This is a genomic window from Anaerocolumna aminovalerica (assembly GCF_900115365.1).
In the GTDB taxonomy this organism is placed as follows: Bacteria; Bacillota; Clostridia; order Lachnospirales; family Lachnospiraceae; genus Anaerocolumna; species Anaerocolumna aminovalerica.
Map to the genome: position 1 here is coordinate 52,196 of NZ_FOWD01000023.1, position 21,075 is coordinate 73,270.

At 34.3% G+C, this 21,075-nt stretch carries 18 protein-coding genes, 1 other RNA gene and 1 riboswitch; of the genes, 5 read left to right on the plus strand and 14 right to left on the minus strand.

The window, feature by feature from the left end; genetic code table 11:
• Positions 1-29: 29 nt before the first annotated feature.
• From BM183_RS13140 to metK, 5 genes are all read right to left on the minus strand, one after another.
• Positions 30-848: a cytidylate kinase family protein gene (locus BM183_RS13140; protein ID WP_091687336.1), complete on the minus strand. Its 819-nt coding sequence runs from the start codon at positions 846-848 to the stop codon at positions 30-32.
• A gap of 106 nt (positions 849-954) precedes the next feature.
• Positions 955-1,206, minus strand: a complete 252-nt coding sequence (locus BM183_RS13145) for a TM1266 family iron-only hydrogenase system putative regulator (protein WP_091687337.1) — start codon at positions 1,204-1,206, stop codon at positions 955-957.
• A 59-nt stretch (positions 1,207-1,265) separates the two neighbouring features.
• Positions 1,266-1,955: a response regulator transcription factor gene (locus BM183_RS13150; protein WP_091687338.1), complete on the minus strand. Its 690-nt coding sequence runs from the start codon at positions 1,953-1,955 to the stop codon at positions 1,266-1,268.
• Entirely contained in the window at positions 1,948-3,444 is a 1,497-nt protein-coding gene (locus BM183_RS13155; protein WP_091687339.1) for a sensor histidine kinase, read from the minus strand. The genes BM183_RS13150 and BM183_RS13155 overlap by 8 nt, the downstream gene beginning before the upstream one ends.
• 417 nt (positions 3,445-3,861) lie before the next feature.
• On the minus strand, positions 3,862-5,049 hold the full coding sequence (gene metK, locus BM183_RS13160) for a methionine adenosyltransferase (RefSeq protein ID WP_091687340.1): 1,188 nt from the start codon (positions 5,047-5,049) through the stop codon (positions 3,862-3,864).
• Positions 5,050-5,234: 185 nt separating this feature from the next.
• A riboswitch (SAM riboswitch) is annotated at positions 5,235-5,332 on the minus strand.
• Positions 5,333-5,606: 274 nt separating this feature from the next.
• On the opposite strand from metK, the gene BM183_RS13165 reads away from it, so the two are divergent.
• Positions 5,607-6,677: an HD-GYP domain-containing protein gene (locus BM183_RS13165; RefSeq protein ID WP_091687341.1), complete on the plus strand. Its 1,071-nt coding sequence runs from the start codon at positions 5,607-5,609 to the stop codon at positions 6,675-6,677.
• Positions 6,678-6,750: 73 nt separating this feature from the next.
• On the opposite strand, the gene BM183_RS13170 is transcribed toward BM183_RS13165, so the two are convergent.
• From BM183_RS13170 to BM183_RS13180, 3 genes are all read right to left on the minus strand, one after another.
• Positions 6,751-8,049 (minus strand): UDP-N-acetylglucosamine 1-carboxyvinyltransferase, encoded by a 1,299-nt coding sequence (locus BM183_RS13170; protein ID WP_091687342.1) that lies wholly within the window; start codon positions 8,047-8,049, stop codon positions 6,751-6,753.
• A 143-nt stretch (positions 8,050-8,192) separates the two neighbouring features.
• Positions 8,193-8,711, minus strand: a complete 519-nt coding sequence (locus BM183_RS13175; protein WP_091687358.1) for a shikimate kinase — start codon at positions 8,709-8,711, stop codon at positions 8,193-8,195.
• A 152-nt stretch (positions 8,712-8,863) separates the two neighbouring features.
• Positions 8,864-9,436, minus strand: a complete 573-nt coding sequence (locus BM183_RS13180; protein ID WP_091687343.1) for a flavin reductase family protein — start codon at positions 9,434-9,436, stop codon at positions 8,864-8,866.
• 255 nt (positions 9,437-9,691) lie between these two features.
• On the opposite strand from BM183_RS13180, the gene BM183_RS13185 reads away from it, so the two are divergent.
• On the plus strand, positions 9,692-10,033 hold the full coding sequence (locus tag BM183_RS13185) for an Ig-like domain-containing domain (RefSeq protein WP_170848004.1): 342 nt from the start codon (positions 9,692-9,694) through the stop codon (positions 10,031-10,033).
• Positions 10,034-10,141: 108 nt separating this feature from the next.
• On the opposite strand, the gene BM183_RS13190 is transcribed toward BM183_RS13185, so the two are convergent.
• The 6 genes from BM183_RS13190 to tadA all read right to left on the minus strand — a co-directional run bounded on the left by BM183_RS13190 (position 10,142) and on the right by tadA (position 19,173).
• Entirely contained in the window at positions 10,142-11,800 is a 1,659-nt protein-coding gene (locus BM183_RS13190) for a putative manganese-dependent inorganic diphosphatase (protein WP_170848006.1), read from the minus strand.
• Between the two features lie 60 nt (positions 11,801-11,860).
• Positions 11,861-13,777, minus strand: a complete 1,917-nt coding sequence (locus tag BM183_RS13195; RefSeq protein ID WP_091687346.1) for a tetratricopeptide repeat protein — start codon at positions 13,775-13,777, stop codon at positions 11,861-11,863.
• 93 nt (positions 13,778-13,870) lie between these two features.
• Positions 13,871-14,590, minus strand: a complete 720-nt coding sequence (locus BM183_RS13200; protein WP_170848005.1) for an ABC transporter ATP-binding protein — start codon at positions 14,588-14,590, stop codon at positions 13,871-13,873.
• Positions 14,591-15,701: 1,111 nt separating this feature from the next.
• On the minus strand, positions 15,702-18,050 hold the full coding sequence (locus tag BM183_RS13205; RefSeq protein ID WP_091687348.1) for a cyclic nucleotide-binding domain-containing protein: 2,349 nt from the start codon (positions 18,048-18,050) through the stop codon (positions 15,702-15,704).
• A gap of 246 nt (positions 18,051-18,296) precedes the next feature.
• Positions 18,297-18,558: signal recognition particle sRNA large type (gene ffs / locus BM183_RS13215), an RNA gene on the minus strand.
• A 108-nt stretch (positions 18,559-18,666) separates the two neighbouring features.
• Positions 18,667-19,173 (minus strand): tRNA adenosine(34) deaminase TadA, encoded by a 507-nt coding sequence (tadA, locus tag BM183_RS13220; protein WP_091687350.1) that lies wholly within the window; start codon positions 19,171-19,173, stop codon positions 18,667-18,669.
• Between the two features lie 190 nt (positions 19,174-19,363).
• On the opposite strand from tadA, the gene BM183_RS13225 reads away from it, so the two are divergent.
• The 3 genes from BM183_RS13225 to BM183_RS13235 form a co-directional block, all read left to right on the plus strand.
• Positions 19,364-20,062, plus strand: coding sequence for an anaerobic ribonucleoside-triphosphate reductase activating protein (locus BM183_RS13225; protein ID WP_091687351.1), 699 nt, complete (start codon positions 19,364-19,366; stop codon positions 20,060-20,062).
• A gap of 113 nt (positions 20,063-20,175) precedes the next feature.
• Complete coding sequence (locus BM183_RS13230) at positions 20,176-20,724, plus strand: GNAT family N-acetyltransferase (protein ID WP_091687352.1); 549 nt, start codon at positions 20,176-20,178, stop codon at positions 20,722-20,724.
• An 80-nt stretch (positions 20,725-20,804) separates the two neighbouring features.
• On the plus strand, positions 20,805-21,075 hold a 271-nt coding region (locus tag BM183_RS13235), incomplete at its 3' end, for a helix-turn-helix domain-containing protein (RefSeq protein ID WP_139221526.1).

Here is a 21,075-nt window from a genome sequence, read left to right on the forward strand (position 1 = left end):
TTTAACAAAAAAGCAAATTACAACCTATACTATTTTAAAATAACAGGTACAAAAGGCTCTTTTGCAATAATGGCAGCAATTACGTTCTCTTTGCCTTCTATAATGTTTAATTCATTTTTTATTTTTTTAACAAGAATTTCTTGCTTTCTTTTTTCCGGATTTTCTTGTCTAAGCTTCACCAAACCCGCTGTATGTTCTATATCTTCCTTGGTAATCTCTCCGGGATATAAGATTTGAGGACTTAATAAGATAGTATTGATTCCCTGATTTCCCGGTTCAAAGACTTCTCTTTTTTTCATAGCCTCATCAAACTTCTTAGCTTCCTCCAATATAACAACGGCTATATTATCCGGTGTAGTACAAGTACTGTCAATAACTAAATTATAATTGGAGAAATTAAAATAATCTAAACCATAAAGTTCCTTATATCGTTTATCTTCGGTTTCTGCTCTGGCTGCCAACAATTTCTTTGCTTCTTCCAAAGAAGTATATTTTTCTTCCTTACCTCTGTTGTCATTCATAACTCTCTCAGCTGCCACATCAAGACTTACTGATAAAAAGACTTTAAAAGACTGTTCTACAAAATGCCATGCCAAACGTGAATCAAATATAATATTCTTATGTCTGTTTTCTCTTGATATTCTGGCAGTTGCGTCGTCTATCATATTATCATATTTAGGATCGCTGCACATTAACCGGTTCATTTCAAGAGTTGTTATGTTCATTTCCCTTGCAAGTTCTCTTTGTACAGTCCCCGTTGAATATATTTCAAAACCATGCTGATCTCTTAAAATTTTACAAACCGTTGATTTACCGCTTCCTAAATTACCTGTAATTGTTATATGCATATTAACACCTGTTCCTATCTCTCTATTTCGTTTATTAATATTGCAAGAAGCTTGCAATTCTTTATTAGGTTTTATTATATCATCGCCTGTTCCTTACGTAAAGTATCTACTTTCCGCTTTTAGAATATACCGTCTTGACGCTGATACCCTTTAACATACCCAACTTTCCGGATAGGGAACTTATTACATTATTTTCTGCATCTATTACAATGCTGATGATACTTACATTCTTCTCTCTATAAGGTATCCCCATTCTTCCCACTATATATTTCCCATATTCATGAAGAATTTTATTTAGCTCTTCCACTACGTCCATATTATCTACAATAATACCAATTAAAGCTATTCTGGTTTCCATTTCTACACTCCTGTTTTCTTAATTCATTAAACATGGTTATAAAAAGTATAATATACGAATCATACTTTAAATCGATAACCAACCCCCCAAATAGTTTCAATATATTGAGGTTTTGAAGTATTAAATTCAATTTTTTCCCGAATCTTTTTAATATGCACGGTAACAGTAGCAATGTCACCAAGAGATTCCATATCCCAAATCTCCTGGAACAATTCTTCTTTGGTGTATACATGATTTGGATTCTCAGCCAAAAAGGTAAGCAGATCGAATTCCTTTGTTGTAAAATTTTTTTCAACACCATTTACATAAACTCTTCTTGCTGTTTTGTCAATTTTAATTCCACGGATTTCAATCACTTCATTTTCTTTCACCCCGGAACCAATTAATCGCTCATAACGTGCAAGATGTGCTTTTACTCTTGCCACCAATTCACTTGGACTAAAAGGTTTAGTCATATAGTCATCTGCACCTAAGCCAAGGCCTCTTATTTTATCAATATCATCTTTTTTTGCGGAAACCATAATGATTGGAATATTTTTTAAAGTTCTTATTTTCTTGCAGATTTCAAAACCGTCTACGTTAGGCAGCATTAAATCCAGAATAATTAAATCAAACTCCTCATTTAAAGCTCTTTCTTCCCCTTTATCGCCGGTACTTTCTATCTCTACCTCAAATCCGCTTAATTCCAGATAATCCTTTTCCAATTCTGCTATGGATGTTTCGTCTTCAATAATTAATATTTTACTCATCTTTACGTTTCTCCTCCTCGTACTTTTTTAAGGTGAAATATATGGTTGTTCCTTTTCCTTCTTCACTTTCTACTCTTACATTGCCCATATGGTCCTGAATAATTGTCTTCACTATGGCAAGACCCAGACCGGTGCCGCCTCTGGATGAATTTCTGGATGCATCCCCACGGTAAAACCGGTCGAATACATGAGGCAGATCTTTTCCTGGTATGCCTTGTCCGTTATCTTCTACGGCAACCTCAACAAATTCTCCTGCGTCTTTAATCCGAATCTGTATAAGGCCTTTTCTATTCACAATATATTTTACAGAATTACCTATAATATTACTGATAACACGTTTTAATTGTTCCGCATCAGCATGTACTACTAAATCTTTATTTGTTTCATTATTATAAGTAATTTCTATATTTTTTACTTCTAAATCCAGACTTATTTCTTCAATACAATCAGTAAAGTAATCATGAAGATTTATAAATGTAAAATTATATGGCATGGTATTGCAGTCAATTTTAGAATAAAAGGATAACTCATCAACCAGAATAGACATGTCATTTGCCTTGGTATAAATGGTTCTCAAGTATTTTTCCCGCTTTTCATCCGTATCCGCTACTCCGTCCATAATACCTTCTGCATATCCTTTTATAGCTGTTATAGGCGTTTTTAAATCATGGGATATATTACTGATTAACTCTTTGGTATCTTCCTCATATTTTAAACGGACATCAATCAACTCTTTTAAACGAATTCTCATTTCTTCAAAATCCTCACACAGCCTTCCGATTTCATCCTCCGGATCTCCTTCAATAGAATAATCCAAATTTCCTTCTTTCATTGCATTGGTGGCGGCATGAAGAATGTTTATAGGCCGTAAGATACTTCGGTATATCCATATAATAAGTACGGAGGAAGTAATTAACATAATCAAAATTGCAGAACATATAATTTGATAAATAAAGGACTTTATAAGAGGAATCAATGTGGTTACATCCGTTATAATAAATATGCTTCCCTTCGTTCCGTCTGTAAAATGAAAATCCTGTTGTTTTAATAAAAAGGGATATTCGCCGTCTATATAAAATCCCCCATCTATATCTATGTTGTTATTACTGAATTCTGGAAGTTGTCTACTTATCTTTTCAAACTTATCCTCATTTCCGTTGTATATAATATCATTGCCTTTTCGAACAGCAATAAAAGAATATTTAGCCGTCAGCTGTTCATTCAGGTATTCTATATATTCTTTGTCTTCAAATTTCTCAGGTTCGTTCATCTCGGTTATAATAATTTCATTATACACACTTCTTGTAATACGGTTTAAAATTCTTAAAGGATTTGTAACAACCTGAATTGTGTCAGACTTTATATCATAATTTTCTTCTATAGAATTGGTTTGGTACCGGACAAGAGTACCGCCGGTTATCAGCAATAAAATCATAGGCAATGCTGCAATGATTAAAAATGCCGTTAATAATCTTCCTCTTAATTTCATATGAAACCTCTTTCTATTCCTGTAACTCTTTCCTGCCATAATAATCGGATAACTTTATTATATCATGAATTTAAAGCGTGTTTATGATCTTGGCACTTCAATCGTTATTTTACAAGCAAGCTTGCAAATCTTTCACTCCGTTTGTATTATATCATATCCACCGAGTAATTACATATAAACTAAATGTGACTAATATAAAGATTTTATGAAAAAATGCCATTCCGGGCAGGTTAGGAATCCTAAAACCTTGTTTTAAAGATTCTTAACCACAATCAGCATCGCTGAATGATTCCTCAGAATGACATTTATATCACTAATTTTATTTAATTAACAGTATCCTGTTTTCTCGTTTACTCCATTGTTACTAGCCTGCATAATAAATTTTATCTTGCCATGGCAAAACTTAATAATTTCATTTTATAAATATTTTTTCAAAGTCTCGACTTTATCTAACTTTTCCCATGGCAAATCTAATTCATTCCGTCCAAAGTGTCCATAAGCTGCCGTTTGTTTATAAATAGGTCTTCTTAAATCCAACATCTTGATAATTCCTGCCGGGCGAAGATCAAAATTTTCTCTGATAATTTTAATTAATTCTTCATTGTCTTTTTTACCGGTATTAAAGGTATCAATCATGATGGAAGTAGGGCTGGCTACACCAATTGCATAAGACAATTGAATTTCACATTTATCCGCCAAACCTGCTGCTACTATATTCTTAGCAACATAACGGGCTGCATAGGAAGCAGAACGGTCTACCTTTGTACAATCCTTACCAGAAAAGGCACCGCCGCCGTGACGGGCATATCCGCCGTAAGTATCTACAATAATTTTACGGCCGGTCAAACCGCTGTCTCCGTTTGGTCCTCCAATTACGAATCTTCCGGTAGGATTAATAAAGAATTTGGTATTTTCGTCAATCAAATCTTTCGGTAACACTTCATCAAATACATACTTTTTAATATCACTGTGAAGTTGTTCTTTAGTTACCTCTGGATCATGCTGAGAAGATAAAACAACTGCATTTAAATGAATTGGTTTTCCTTCCTCATTATATTCTACTGTTACCTGGGATTTTCCATCCGGACGAAGATATGGCAGAGTACCATTCTTTCTTACCTTGGTCAGTTGTTTTGTTAACTTATGAGCCAGATGAATAGGATAAGGCATATACTCCTCCGTTTCATTGGATGCATATCCAAACATCATACCCTGATCCCCCGCACCAATGGCTTCTATTTCATCTTCCGTCATTAAATTCTCTTTTGCTTCCAGTGCCTTATTGACACCCATGGCAATATCCGGTGACTGCTCGTCCAATGCAACGATAACGCCACATGTATTAGCATCAAAGCCGTATTGGGAACGGTCATAACCGATTTCTCTAATAGTATCTCTGACAGTCTTTTGAATGTCTACATAGCCATTCGTAGTAATTTCCCCCATAACTAAAACCAAGCCTGTAGTAATAGCGGTTTCACAAGCTACCCTGCTCATTGGATCTTGTTCTAATAAAGCATCTAACACTGCGTCAGATATTTGATCACAAATTTTGTCAGGATGCCCTTCTGTTACGGATTCTGAAGTAAATAATAATTTATTCATAATAACCTCGATTCTGGCGCTTAAGCGCCCTTTTATGACGATAACACTTTGTTCATACAAAATGCGGTGAAAAATATTTTTTCAACCTATCGTATTATCAGTAACTCTTTGCTTCTTATATTGTCAGTGCTTTACAGCAATAAAAAAAGTCCGTAAGACGGACTTGACATCAAGTTAATCAAATCCTCTTATTGTTCGATTACTCGCTCAGGTTGGCACCTTCCGCTAAAGGGGGTTGCCGTGACTTCATAGAGCCTTTACTCTCCGTCACTCTGAATAAGAGAAATATAATTATATATTTATTGTATAATTGAGCATATCCTATCTTTTCATATTTGTCAAGTATAAAATTTGGTAAGGTATTATAGATGAATGAGAAATAAATTTTTAGCTCGATTGACATATCTTAGCATTCTTTCTATAATATACCATAAGAATACAAAATATAAGTGTATTTTTACGTAGAAAATTGGGGTTGAAAGAAAATAAAAATACGGAAGGGTTGCCACAAAAATCATTCTTTCAAAGAATGTGGCATAGAATGGGTGTAAATAGGTATGAATAAACGTATATCAATTCAGAATGTTCTGCCGGGTATGACTGTTGCAGAAGATGTGTATACACGTAATAACCAATTAGTAATACCGAGAGGTACTGTAATAAGTGACAGAATTCTTACACGTCTTAAGGATTATTCTATTTATAATTTAACTGTATTGATTCCTGAAAATCCTGAGCCTATCAAGACAGTAATGATTCATTCAGAAAAAATTAAAAACAGTCCCGAATTCAAACAATTCAATAAAGAATTTTTAAGCTCCGTTGATGATTTCAAAAATCAGTTAAGCAATATTGTAGATAAAGATAATCCCATTGATCATACCGGCCTTTTAGCTGATGTTTCAAAGACTTTGTCCGAAACACGGAACGGCATCCATTTGTTTGACATGCTTCATTGCATGCGTGGATCTGATGATATAACTTATGTTCATTCCTTAAATGTAGCTTTAATCTGTAATGTATTTGGACATTGGCTGAAACTATCACAAAATGATATAGAAGTGTTAACCTTATGCGGCTTATTGCACGACATTGGTAAGCTAAAACTTCCACATGAAATTTTATACAAAGAAGAACCTTTAACCGATGCAGAATTTAAAATACTAAAAACCCATCCAAGCTTAGGCTACGAAATATTAAAGTATGAAGATTTAGATCAAAGGGTAAAAAATACAGCCTTGATGCATCAGGAACGATGTGATGGAAGTGGCTACCCAAGAAAACTCCTGGGTGAACAAATCGACTCTTTTGCAAAAATTGTAGCCATCGCTGATGTTTACGATGCCATGACTTCTGAAAGGGTATACAGACCGGCTTTAAGTCCATTTGATGCAATCCGCAATTTTGAATCCGTAGGCCTGCAAAAGTTCGATCCTCATTATATTATGACCTTTTTGGAAGGAATTATAAATTCCTATGTTGGAAATCATGTTCGTCTTAATAATAATGTTGAAGGTGAAATTATTTTAATAAATAAACAGACTCTATCAAAACCAGTTATTAAAACAGGTGATACTTTTATAGACTTATCAAAGGAAAATCATTTACATATAGTGGCTGTTTTATAATTTGCTAAAAGTATGGTTTAAGGCGTAGAGTCTTAAAGTATTTAAGATTCTACGCCTTATTTATACATTTTAATTAACTTACTCTTAATTTAAACTTTTGAACAGCCTTTTCGTCTTCGATATCTATCTTCGCCATAGATGCACCTAAACCTTGCATCTTACGTTCAAAGTCTTCATATCCTCTTTCTATATACTCAACCTGCTCTACTATTGTAAATCCTTCTGCCACTAAACCAGCTATAACCAAAGCTGCTCCGGCTCTTAAGTCAGGAGCACTTACAATAGCTCCCGTAATACTTTCAACCCCTACGATAATAGCGGTATTACCCTCTACCTTAATATTTGCACCCATTCTTGATAATTCGTCTACATATTTAAAACGATTTTCATAGATGGTTTCTGTCACAATACTGGTACCTTCTGAAGCAGCTAATACTGCTGTGATCTGAGGCTGCATATCTGTGGGAAATCCCGGGTAAGGAAGAGTTTTTATATGAGTATGACCCAACTTTTCCGTTGCAATTACACGGACTGCATCATCAAATTCTTCTACTGTTACACCAATTTCCACTAATTTAGCAGTGATCGCTTCTAAGTGTTTTGGTATTACATTTTTGATTAATACATTGCCCTTCGTTGCTGCTGCCGCAAGCATAAAGGTTCCTGCCTCAATTTGATCAGGAATGATGTTATATTCACTTCCTGATAATTTTGATACACCTTTAATACGAATCACATCGGTTCCGGCTCCCTTAATATTGGCTCCCATACTATTCAGGAAGTTGGCAACATCAACAATATGGGGTTCTTTCGCAGCATTTTCAATAATAGTTTGTCCATTAGCACGACAGGCTGCAAGCATTATATTAATAGTTGCACCTACACTGGCTACGTCTAAATATATATGACTTCCCTTAAGTTCTTTTGCTTCTGCCTGAATCATACCGTGTTCAATTTTAACGGATGCTCCTAATGCTTCGAAACCTTTAATGTGTTGATCAATAGGACGGCTGCCTATATTACACCCTCCCGGTAATGCAACCTGCGCTCTATTGTATTTACCCAGTAATGCTCCTAACAGATAATAGGAAGCTCGTATTTTTCTAATAAATTCATAATCTATATTGATTGATTTAATGTTTTTACCGTTAATTTTTACAGTATGCTTATCTACTCGTTCTACAGCAGCTCCAATTTCTTCAATAGCTTCTAACAAAACATGAATGTCACGAATATCCGGAAGATTCTCAATTGTTACTGTCTCATCAGTCATAATAGCTGCAGCTAATATTCCAAGTGCAGCATTCTTTGCTCCACCAATTGAAACCTCACCCTGCAATGCTTTACCACCTTTTATAATATATTGCTCCATTGCACACCTCTGATTTTTAATAAAAAATATTCAAATTGCACATAATACACACACCTAAATTGTATTATTTTACTACATCGCCTTGATTATACCATAAAACTTATGGATGTAAAACAGTTTTTATAAACTACCGTTAGTATCCGTTACTTTTTATCAGGTAATTCATCAAGAACACAAACAATTTTCTCCATTAGTTCTTCCGTTCCAAGCCCTTCACTATCTACTATAATATGGGCATATTTTTCGTATAATGGACACCGTTCTTCATATAAGGATTTTAAGTTCTGTCCCTTTTTCAGTACCACACCTCTTTGTCTTATATTCCCAAGACGTTTTTTTAACGTTTCATAAGATAATTTTATATAAATTACAGTGCCAATTTCCCTTAAATGATCCATGGCTTGTGAACCGTATATCACGCTGCCGCCTGTTGCTATTACGGAGCCTTCGGTTATAATATCACAATTTACTTGATTTTCTATTTTTAAAAAACCTTCTAACCCTTTGCTTTCAATAATATCTTTCAGTAAACATTTTTCCTGCTCCTGAATTACTATATCGGTATCTATAAAATGAAATCCCAGTACCTTGGCTAATATGACACCTATAGTACTTTTACCGGCACCCGGCATACCGATTAAAATTATATTCTTCATATCCATTACATATACACCGTTTCCTGTTTTTCTATTGTAATTACGCAGATGCTTTATAGAAGTCCCAATTTTATTAACGGTAATACCTTTTTTACTTATAGACAACTGATTATAGCATCTTTTCATTATTAAGCCAAGTATTTTTTTACTTATTTTACTTATTTTTGCTTCCTTTTTTTAACACTGTACCCAAAAGGACCCATCATTTCATCCAGTCCGTAATATTCTCCATGAGAATATACTACAGGTTCTGCTTTATTTAGCTCAAATTTACCCGTTTTATTTAAGTACTGGGGATTAATATGAACACCTAATACTTCCCCCACAAACATATGATGGGATCCAAGGGGAAGAATTTGTTTCACTTTGCATTCAATATTCACAGGGGATTCTTCAATCATAGGTACTTTAACAAATTTCCCTGTTACGGGAGTCAATTTCATATCCTTAAATTTATCTGTATTTCTTCCTGATTTAACACCGCAATAATCCGCTGCTTTCACTAATGCTTTTGTAGTTAAATTAATAATAAATTCTCCAGATTCTTTTATCATATCATAAGAATATCTTTCCGGTCTTACTGATATATATACCATAGCAGGGTTGGTACATACGGTTCCTGTCCATCCAATGGTAATTATATTGGGCCTTTCCCCCTCTCTTTGACAAGTTACCATAACTGCAGGTATTGGATATAACATATTACCTGCCTTCCAAAATTCTTTTTCCATGTATATAAACCTTTCAATCTATTTAATGTTTTAAGCATTTTAATACAAAATAATCTGTTTTCACATTTAAATGCTGTTACAAAAAACAAAGGTTTCCAGTTTTGTAACAGCATTTTATATCTTAATAAAAATATTGTATACCATTTCTCAATTACTATTTTAATTTTATAACAATTTGAACTACCCTATTTCGACAAAATATAGTATAATTATGCATACACATATTAAATGGACAAAATAACTGAGGTGATTTCTATGTATAGCAATTATATTAAGATTGAATCTGTTTCTGATGAAGCACAAGATAAAGTTAGACAAACATTAAAGTTTCCTACTGGTGACTTTGTATGGAGAGTAAAATTTTCAGCACCATTGAATCCTGCAACCGTTAATAATCGTAATCTTTACGTTACATCTTTGAATAAAACACCTTTAAAAACCAATATTCGTTATGATTCTATTAATCAATATATTGAAATTGAACCTTTAGAACCTTATTCTCAGAATGAATCTTATATATTAACTGTTACCACAGATGTAAGATCTCAAAAGGGACAATATTTAAAAAATCAGGTTCAAATTCAATTCCGGTTGTAGCTTGGGAAAAACCTTTTCCTTCTCATCTTGAGGTATATGCTCCAACTAGGGTATGCCCTGCGGGTTACACCCTAGTTTGGGTTATACCCTTTTTAGGGTATGTCTTTATTAACTGTCGTGTTGTAATGTAAACATTAAGGCTGGTATTACTTGCTTTTTCCTGGATACCACTCCCGGCAAATAAATATTTTCTGTATTTCTATCCAATCTATAAGCATTGATTGCCAGCTCCCGTGCTCCATGTCCACGGCATAATAATTCTGTTGAACTTTCTAATATATTCGTTAACATGAAGAATAGCATTGCAACTCCGTGATCACCATGCGCTTTTTCCATATATGGAATTAGCTTATCTTTTATTTTTTCCAATTCTTCTTTACTCATGGAGTTGATTTGCCCCACACCAAAGGTAATATCTCCCGCAGTAAATTTTTTAAAATCCTGATAGAATATTTCTTCCGGTGATTTGGAGCTTAAATTGCTTCCTGCATCAAACATTTCTTTTGCATATTTTTCCACATTAATATTTGCTATTTTAGCTAATTCCTCCGCTGCTGTCCGGTCAACTTCCGTACAAGTCGGTGAACGATATACTAATGTATCTGAAAGTATAGCGGAGCATAACAGGCCTGCAATCTGAGGTTCTACCTCCACATTATTTTCCTTATACATAAGATACACGATGGTTGAGGTACATCCCAGGGGCTGATTACGGAAGAATACGGGACTTATGGTCTCTAAACTGCCCAATCTGTGATGATCTATAATTTCTAGAATCTCTGCCTCTTCGATGCCATCAACTGCCTGAGATTTTTCATTATGATCCATTAATATAACTTTCTTCTTCCTGGCTCCTAATAAGTTTCTTCGGGATATCATACCAAAATAGCAGCCATTTTTATCAATAATAGGAAAATGACGATGGCGCTTCTTTGCCATAACTACCTGAATATCCTCAATATAATCTTCACTGGTAAAAGTAATTAAATCCTTGGTACTCATAAAGAAGCTGATTGGCATACTTTGATTGATTAATCTTGATACGGTGAAGGTATCATAGGGTGATTTTATAATAATACATTGATTGTTCTGTGCCATTATTGTGATTGATTTTGATACAGCAGCTCCATCACATACAATAATACAGCCTGCTTTCATTTCTATGGAACTTAATTGAGATTCATATCGGTTACCTAATATGACAAGGTCTCCTTCTTCAATATAATCTTCCATTAAGTCAGGATTAGCGGCAGATACCAGAACTTTTCCTTCGGACAAATAATCATTCTCATCACCAACAACTAACTCCCCGTCCAAGGTATCAATAATATTTTTAATTGGCGTTTTAGCAGTAAATAAAACTTTATTATCATAAACATCCATATAGGATTTTGCAATATCACCTACTGTAATTAAACCTACCAGATGATTCTGATCATCTACAATAGGTAACGTTACATCACTGTTTTGTCTCATGGTACTCCATGCTGTTTTTAATGATATATTTCCATCTACTCCGGGTGATTTTCGTATCTCAACATCTTTAACCTGCGTGCGGACATCCGGTTGATAACTGGGTGCCGGAACACCGAATCTTTCTAAAACAAATTTTGTTTCTGAATTAATTTGCCCTGCTCTTTTGGCTTTATAGTTACCGCCAGTAATTTTTTTCTTTAACTCTGCATAAGCAATTGCCGAACATATTGAATCCGTATCCGGATTAGTATGGCCAATTACAAAAATCTCTGAGTTCATTTTAACCTCTATTCCAGCGCTTTAGCGCTTTTTAATAATAATCGCAACTTGTCAGTATAAATTAACGGTTACCTACTTCTCCCTATATATACCTTCAAAGTCTTCTATATTTATATATAAAAAATCCGTTTCACTAAGCCTTTGAGAACCGATGATTCTTAGCAATTCCTCTTTGTTTCTCTTATCTGCCTGAACTTTTGCTTCTTTAACTACCATCATGATTATTTCTAAGCTTTCATCTGCATTTTCAGAATTCAGTATCTCCTGAATTATATTTCTTAATAAAACTTCTGCTTTATTTGACAGTTTATAATCCTTTTCCATAATATAATGATTTGCATAATAAAATAAGTCCTCTGCTGTAAAACAAGGAATTGTTATCCCATATTCAAATCTGTTTTTCATATGCTCATTGGAATCCAATAATTTATTTATTCCATCGGTTGTATCTTCTAAAATGACAAATATTTGTCCTTCCAAACGCCTCAGAAGATAAAGTAACTGCTTTATTCCGTTGTTGCTTAAGAAACCGGCTTCTTCAATAAGCAAAGTACAGTCCATAAGCTTATTAAAATTATCCTCCAGATTCATATGATTTATTCTGGAAGCTGATATCTTTGCTATTCTGGAGGAATTAATCCGGCCCAAACCGTATAAAGCCTTAGCTATCGCTTTTGCTAAAGCTGTTTTTCCTGACTTTTTATTTCCGCATATTGTTAAATGGTTCTGTTTTGCATTATCTAATAATATAGTATCCAGGAAGTCTACAATCTCACTTCTGGAATAACGGTTTTGAATAAAATAACCAAAAAGCTTATGGTAATCTAAATTTGTCCGGCTGAATATCTGGTTTAACTTTTCGTCCTCAAAGGCTTGTTTATCATTATCCAAAGTAAAATCTTCTGCATTTGTATCTGAAGATATTCCTGTCTTTTCTGCTATGTCAGAATCAATTTCTTCTTCCTTAGTCTCTTCCATTGGATAAACTTCTTCCAATTCAGGCAATTCACCTGATATTTCAACTCCTTCTTTTACGATTCCTAGCTTTTCTTTTAATATTTCAGGCTCTTCCAGAGCTGATTCATCTTTTTCTGTTATTTCCGGCTCTTCTTGGGCTGATTCATCTTTTTCTGTTATTTCAGGGTCTTTTCCTGGTTCTTCTACTAATTCATATTTTTCTTCTGCTATATAAGGCTCCGTTCCCTTATGTTCAACTCTCAACCCCTCTGATTTTTCTACTTCATCAGAGTCTTCTCTTTCAAAGACTTTATTCTCACTTTGCAGAGCAGTGTCTTCTTCTGCAGCTATAAATTTATCGATTTCACTTTTCATGGAACTATAGTCTTTTGTTTTATCAAGGCCCAGTCTTTTCTCTGCCTCTTTCTTCTCTGTTGCTTTCAGCATTCTGATGGGGTCAATTTCTCCAACATAATATCCTTTTAGAAGCTTAGCCTTCTCTACATATATTCCATCGCCAAACCATAGGATAATGTCACTGCATTCCCTGACGCATTTGTCTTTTTTACCGGCTTTATGATATAACTTGGCCAATTCATAGGCCCATCTCTCTACATACTCATATTCCTTTAATTCTTCTAACGACTCAATTAAAACCTCAAAAGGTTCATTCTTAAGCTTATCAATACTATAGCGGAAAATAAACCTATAGGAATCCTGAGGAGCTACCTTCATATACTGTAATAAATATTTCTCCGCTTCCTCTACATCTTTACTTTTTATTGATAAATCCACTAATTGGTATAATATTCGTCTGGTTTTGGATTTTGCATATACTTTAGAAAGAACATGTAATGCGTCATCAAAGCGATCATTCTGAATCAATACATCAGCTATTACGCTTAAATCCGTAAGGGATTTTATTTTGGTTAATTCCAGAGTCTCCACCATATGTACTGCCTTTATATACTGATGCTCTTCAACCAGTCTTCTAATTTCCTGCATTTTTATTTTATTTTCATATCTTATCATATGGACTCCCCCATATATATCCATCTGTTTACAAGTTTATTGTAACATATTGTCTACATTGGTTTCTTAATAAAACTGTATCTTCTCTAGTTTCTATGCCTGTCCTATTGCTTCCAGGTATATAGTTTCTAAGTTCTTCTCCGGGTTGTTTAACAATTCTTCTTTAGTACGGATATCTATTATTTTACCATTATGAAGCATGCAGATTCTGTCACATATTTTTTCCACTTCTTCCATATAATGTCCACAGTATAAAACCGTGGTTCCTGTTTCTTTTAATTTTAAAACAGAATTCAGTATCTGGTTTCTTGCTACAATATCAATTCCTGCGGTAGGCTCGTCCAATACCACTAACTTAGGATGATGCAATAAAGCAGTTCCAATATTTAACCTGTGTTTCATTCCCCCGGAATAAGTACTTACTTTTTGTTTTAATATATTTTCATCAAAGCCAATCATATCACAGACTTCTTTTATTCTTTCGGATAGCTTCTCTTTTGGAACATGATAGGCGTTTCCCCAAAACAATAAATTATCCATTCCTGTAAGCGCTGAGTATAGAGATATTTCTTGGGGCACATAACCCAAATGTCTGCGAATAACACTTGGCTTTTTTATAATGCTTGCACCCTCAAACAGAATATCTCCGCTATCCGGCTTTAGCATAGTTGCTACCATAGCAATCGTAGTGGACTTACCTGCTCCGTTGGCACCAATTAACCCAAAGATTTCTCCTTCATTTACTTCAAATGAAATTCCATCAACAGCCTTCTTGTTTTTATAATATTTTTTTATATCCACCAACTGAAGCAAAATAAAACCTCCTAACTGATTTCTTGCTTTAATATTATCATCCATATACAATTTGCACAAGTATAAATCTCATATTCGTACAAAACATATACCCATGATTTCTTCCAATGTTATAATGTACAAATATAATATTTTACCCTGTCATACCTGCATAATATAATATTTTAACACGAATACTTGAACAATATAATGGTTAATACATAATAGAAAATGCTTGCTATAATAAATACAGCAAGCATTTTTATTTTAAAATTCATTCAATTGTAATCATCGGCGCATTCTTCAAATAAATCCTGTTTAACCCGTATTCGCGAAACACCAATACCTTAATTATGTATACCTTTTCTGTTCGCAATAAATGCTACCAATCATGTTATTTTTCGTACTTCGATTTCTTCAAAGTATTCTAAAATGTTTTTACCTTATACAGGTACTTGATATGTCTTTTTAAAGATTCCTATGTATTTTATCTTTTGTGCTTTAATTTTTCAATTTTTCTTCTGCGTTTTTAATTTCTTCTGTGTTTTAATTTCTTTTGTGCTTTTAATTTCTTTTGTGTTTTTTAATTCTTCTGTACTTTTTAATTTCTTCTGTTTTCTGTGTATCATTTGTATTTATATGGATTTTTCATTGGTAAATCTATGTTATAGTTTTCCTTGGTATACATGATACATTGTGTAACACTGCACTCAATCATGATAACAAAAATTGATTGATCCAACCTGCTCCGAATATGTCAGCAGTTATACCCTGGAAATCAGTTTATATAGAGGTTTCTCCAGCAGGAATAGCTGTTATCATGAAATGATGGGTTTGGTATTCTATCTCTTCAATTCCCATTGGACTCTCCTCCCTCCATGAATCAAAACTCATAGTTTTCAGATAATTCATTATTTCTTGTTCTTATAACTGAATTATATAAAATTCGATTATTTTTGTCAATATATTTTTGAAAAAATTGTAGAAATTTTTCCATTTTTATTCCATTCACATATTACATTAGAATTAAGTGTGATACTGCCATAAATAAAAGGGTTGAAAAATCCCATCCTGGTATTCAAAACTTATTTCTTCTACATATCCCATCTGTAAGTAAATGGGATATGTTTTTTTATAAATCCCGGAAGAAAATTAGGGTTTCCTTTAGTTCCTCAGTGATTTCAATATTATCCTTCTCCAAAGCCCGATACCTTAATTCCAATTCCCTTACTTTCTTTATTTTATTTCTTTCAAATCTTGCCATGGCATCAATAAATAGTGGTTGTCCCTGTAATCTCTTTCTTATGTTAAGATTAAACGGACAGTAGGTAGCAAGCAATTCTCTGGCTATTTTGTTTAATCTTAAACCACCGGCTGCTTCACCTTTTATCCATGCTTCATAATCAATAACAAAAATTTCTCTTAAGTTATTTCTGCCCTTTTGAATCTGCAATTTTATCTTTTCTTTTGCTTCCTCAGATAAATCACGGTTTTTACGATAGAATTGGATATAATCGCTATATTCTGAAGTTAAGGATTTATACTTTATATTATTCCATGCAGTACCCTGTATAGTTCTGCATAATTCCCAGCGAAATCTTCCAAATACCTTAATAAGCATATCCTTTAATACTAATTCTGTGAATATAGGCAATAGGAATCTTCCTTCCCTGCTCTTTCGCTTTCCTGTAATGTCCTGCCACATAACAGCATTATGTCCTTGGGTAGGCATTAATATAATATCAGGGAATACCTGTTTCATAACATATTCCTTCTGAATTCCCTTTTCTTCGTTTACATACAATACTTCTCTATGGAATATGGAATAATCAATTTCCATTATCTCTTTTACTGCCTCATTAACCCGTTCTGCAGTTAAAAATAATTTATTCAGGTCTTGCAGCATGTTCTCACCGTTTAAGAAGGGAACAAAAGAACTGATTTGTCCATTTACAACACGGTGATTATACCGGAACATGTTATGAATTTCGTGAATTACCTTTTGAGTATTGTTCACTAACAGTTCTTTTTCTTCAGCCTCTTTGATTTCTCCTCTTTTCCTTCTATCCCTTAAAACATCCCGGTAATCTAAATCAAAATCATTTTTTGAAGGTTCTTTCTCACCTTCATATACTTTAATAAGCCATTCTTTTATATTATAAACCGAACATGGACCGGAAAAGTTTTTGCTTTCATCCTCCAAATAATATAGTTCTACCAGTTGATCCTTACTGAGCATACGCTCGTCCAAGAATCCATATTTTAAGAATAAGTCAATTACCCTTGGAACTTTTTCGTCCTTGTAAGCTTTAAAGAATGCTTTTTCGTATAAGTCATAAAAGCTGGTCATAACAATCTTCCTTAAGATTCTTACGTTATCATCCATGGAATGCTTATCTTTCACATTCATATAATCCGTAATTGCTTTTTCAAAATTAGCTCCTCTGTCCTTATCAAAGTCCACATAGTCCATAATTTGCTTTAGGGAATTAGCCAGTTCTCTCTCTACCGTTTCAGCCTTTTCCGCCTCCTGTTTCGGGTAACCGGAATCTCCTTGCCCTTCGTCGGCCCGGGAGCTGCTTGTTGATAATAAGATATAGTAGATTTCCTCCATCTTCTTACGGTCAACCTTTAAACTACGGTTTGTCTTTTCTTCAAATAATGTCTCTATACTATTTATCTGGTCAATAATATTGTCCAATATATTTATTAATTCTTTACCGTTTCCTCCTGCATTTTGAACGATAATAGCAAGTTTAGCAACAGCGTTGAACAAACATTCTCCGTTGTCGTTGGATAGTGATGTGAATAACTCTTCCAGATAAGAAGCCATTTCCATGCATTCTCCGGAAAGCTGACCCATAAGTCCGGATACTTCCTCTAAAATATATTGGGATATGGTTTCTCCAACTCCGCAGAAATTTTTCCAGACTTCCATGGAAATCTTTGCACATTCCCTGTAATACTGCATCTTCTTCTCATCCGGTTCAAATGAAGTATCATAGGGTACTATATTTTCAATAGAATTTATGGCCTTTGCCGAATTACCGTATCTTCCTGCTGCATTTAGATACAATGCATAATATCGTTTTATAAACACATACAGCTGCTCTATATTAGCACTTAGGCTTAGATAAACTTTATCTGTCTCGTACAAATTTTTAATTAAAGATGCAACCATTACACCCTTATAATCTTTATTCGCTGCAAATATTTTTGACAAATCCTCTGCTTCCTGTACCGGAAAACAATAGAAGGTTACGTCATCATATGCTATGTAAGTATTTAAATAGGTTCCTGCGTAGACATCATTTACTCCAATGAAATTTCCTGAGCCTAAAACTATCTTAACGCCGTCACGTAATACAAGCACTCTTCCTTTAATTATAATACATACACTGTCAACTTGGCTGTTTTCATTATAAATAGTTGTTCCTTTTTCAACTTGATTCACTGCATTATAAATTAACTTTATCCCCATATAGTCACCTCAGTATTTTTTAGCAGAGTAAAAGTCCTGTAACTATACATTCTACTCATATCCAATATTATAGACCATATTTCGACGGACTGGAAGTGGAAAATTGCTAACTTATGTAATATTTCATGGTAAAATAGTACTAAAACGGGAATAATTACAGAAAAAACAACACTTTTAGACAAAAAAGAACCTCCAAGTTCATAGAATATAACGAGGAAGTTTATAAAATATATTATATTTTAAAATCCGTGCGCTTTGCTTCGAATGTCTTTCATGAGCGTTACCTCTACAGTTAACTCGGTCCAGGCTGCCTTACGGCACACAAGAGCTTTCGCTTAGTGCTGCTTCATTCCTGACCTGACACGGTTCACGAATTCTTGTTGCGTAAGACCCAAACGTCAACATCACTTATAAAGGGCAGCCCCACAATAAATCACCCTAGGCAAAGCATCACCCCTGCTGTAGCGGATTGCAGGTACAGGGCACCGCTATCTCCCCGGCTGCACGGAAACTTTTTGACTTATTTTAATCAGTCTCTACAATTTAAACTTATTATTTTTAGAGACTTGCACCAAACAGTATACTTCCTTTTCTGTAAAAAGTCAAGGAAAATGGATTAGATTTTCTCTTCCAAATTCTCACTTATCTTCAAATTTTCTTCCTTTTCCAACTTGTTTTTTATTCTTAATTCTTTAAAGAAATCCTGTAATACCATCTTGCACTCTTCTTCCATCACTCCGGTAATAAGTTCAGCCTGATGATTAAACTCCTGCATTTGAAGAATATTTAAAACTGAACCGGCACATCCGGCTTTTGGATTCATGGCACCAACCACCACTTCTTTCATTCTTGCCTGTATAATGGCACCAGCACACATCTGGCAGGGTTCCAGCGTTACATACATAGTACAGTCTTCCAGCCTCCAATCCCCTAGTTTCTTACTTGCTTTCTGGATAGCCAAAAGTTCTGCATGTGCCAATGTGGTTTTCTTGGTATTACGTTTATTGTATCCTCTGGCTATAATTTTATCCTCATAAACAATAACACAGCCAATGGGAACCTCACCGATTTTGGCAGCTTTCTTTGCCTCTTTTATTGCTTCTTTCATATATTTAATATTCATACCGGATGTTCTATTCCTTTTCTTATAAAATGAGTGGTAATGTACTATGGACGAAATGTACACCTTCTGATATAGTTATCTTATCATGAAGGAAAAGATGTGGCAACGTGTTATTCACATCTATTTTTTGATTTACTTTGAAAAAAACATGTTATTAAGAAGGTGCTAACGTGCCAGAATCGAGGTTGTTATGGAAATACACGGTTTTAATAAAACGACTCTCTTAGACTATCCCGGACATCTTGCTTCTACCATTTTCTTAGGTGGTTGTAATTTTCGGTGTCCTTTCTGTCATAATTCTTCCCTGGTATTAAATCCTGCCGGACAGCCAACTATATCGGAAGAGGAAGTTTTTAAAACCTTAAATAAACGAAAAGGTGTATTGGAAGGTGTCTGTATTACAGGAGGCGAGCCTACTTTATACTCCGGTTTACCACAGTTCATTGATGAAATTAAAAATATGGGGTTAAAAGTTAAACTGGATACTAACGGACAAAACCCAAAGATTTTAAAAGATCTGATTGCAAAAGGTTCCATTGATTATGTTGCCATGGACATTAAAAACTCTAAAGAGAAATATGGTTTATCTATAGGTATTCCTAACTTTGACATCTCCAAAGTGTCCGAAAGTATTTCTTTTCTGCTATCTTCCGCCATAGATTATGAATTCCGTACCACCGTTGTTAAAGAGCATCATACTGCTGAGGATTTTATTTCTATTGGCAAATGGATTGAGGGAGCGAAAGCTTACTACCTCCAAGCCTATAGAGACTCCGATGATATTCTGTCACCCGGATTATCCGGGTACTCAAAAGAAGAACTTATTTCTTTTGCTAATGTTGTAAAACCTTACGTAATTGAAGCAGGCATCCGGGGAATTGAATCATAGTACAATAAAACGGAGTTCATAATTTAATGTCAACATAGGAATAAAACCATCATATATTGATAATAATGGATTTATGATATTAGTATTGCTTTTTAAGCAAGGAAGAGGACATAATGCAGATGACCCACTATACCAACCGTCTTGTATTGAGTATCTTACCTAACTCCGAGGCAGATAAAGTATTGACATTTTATGAGAATAACAAGGCTTTCTTTGAACCACGGGAACCGGAAAGAGATCCCAACTTTTATACCCTATCCTATCAGCGTGTTACTTTATCCATAGAACATAACTTAATACTCCAATCAAAAGCATTACGCTTCTGGGTTTTTCATCAGGATGACTTACATACTATAATTGGAACCGTTAATTTCTATAACATCCTGCGGGGACCTTATTCTTCCTGTCAGATAGGTTATAAATTTGACCATAACCATACCGGAAAGGGATATGCCTTTGAAAGCATTCAGGCAGGAATGGACATTCTGTTCCAGGAATACCATATACACAGAGTTGAGGCAAATATTATGCCTTCTAACCTTCCTTCTATACATTTAATTGAAAAACTTGGTTTTTCCTATGAAGGCTTGGCTGTCTCCAGCATTAAAGTAAATGGACAGTGGCAGGATCATGCCAGATATGCATATATTAATAATGACTAATGAATAAAGACCCTCTGCTTAAGTGTACCGACCCCCAAAAGTTAGACCAAAAATCTAGCGATTGAGAGGTCGGTATTTTTATGGCTAAATATTCATTTGAATTTAAGAAAAAAATAGTCACGGAATATCTTGAAGGAAAGGATAGTTCAAACGGTTTGGCTAAGAAATATGGAATTCCACAAGGTAAAATGGTAAGAAATTGGATTTCAAACTATAATGAATTTGGAGATGATGGACTTAGACGTTCACGAAAAAAAGTAAAATATTCTTTTGAATTTAAACTTCATATGGTAGAGTTATATTTATCAAGTGAAGTCTCCTATCAGGATTTAGCGTTTTCTAATGGAATTA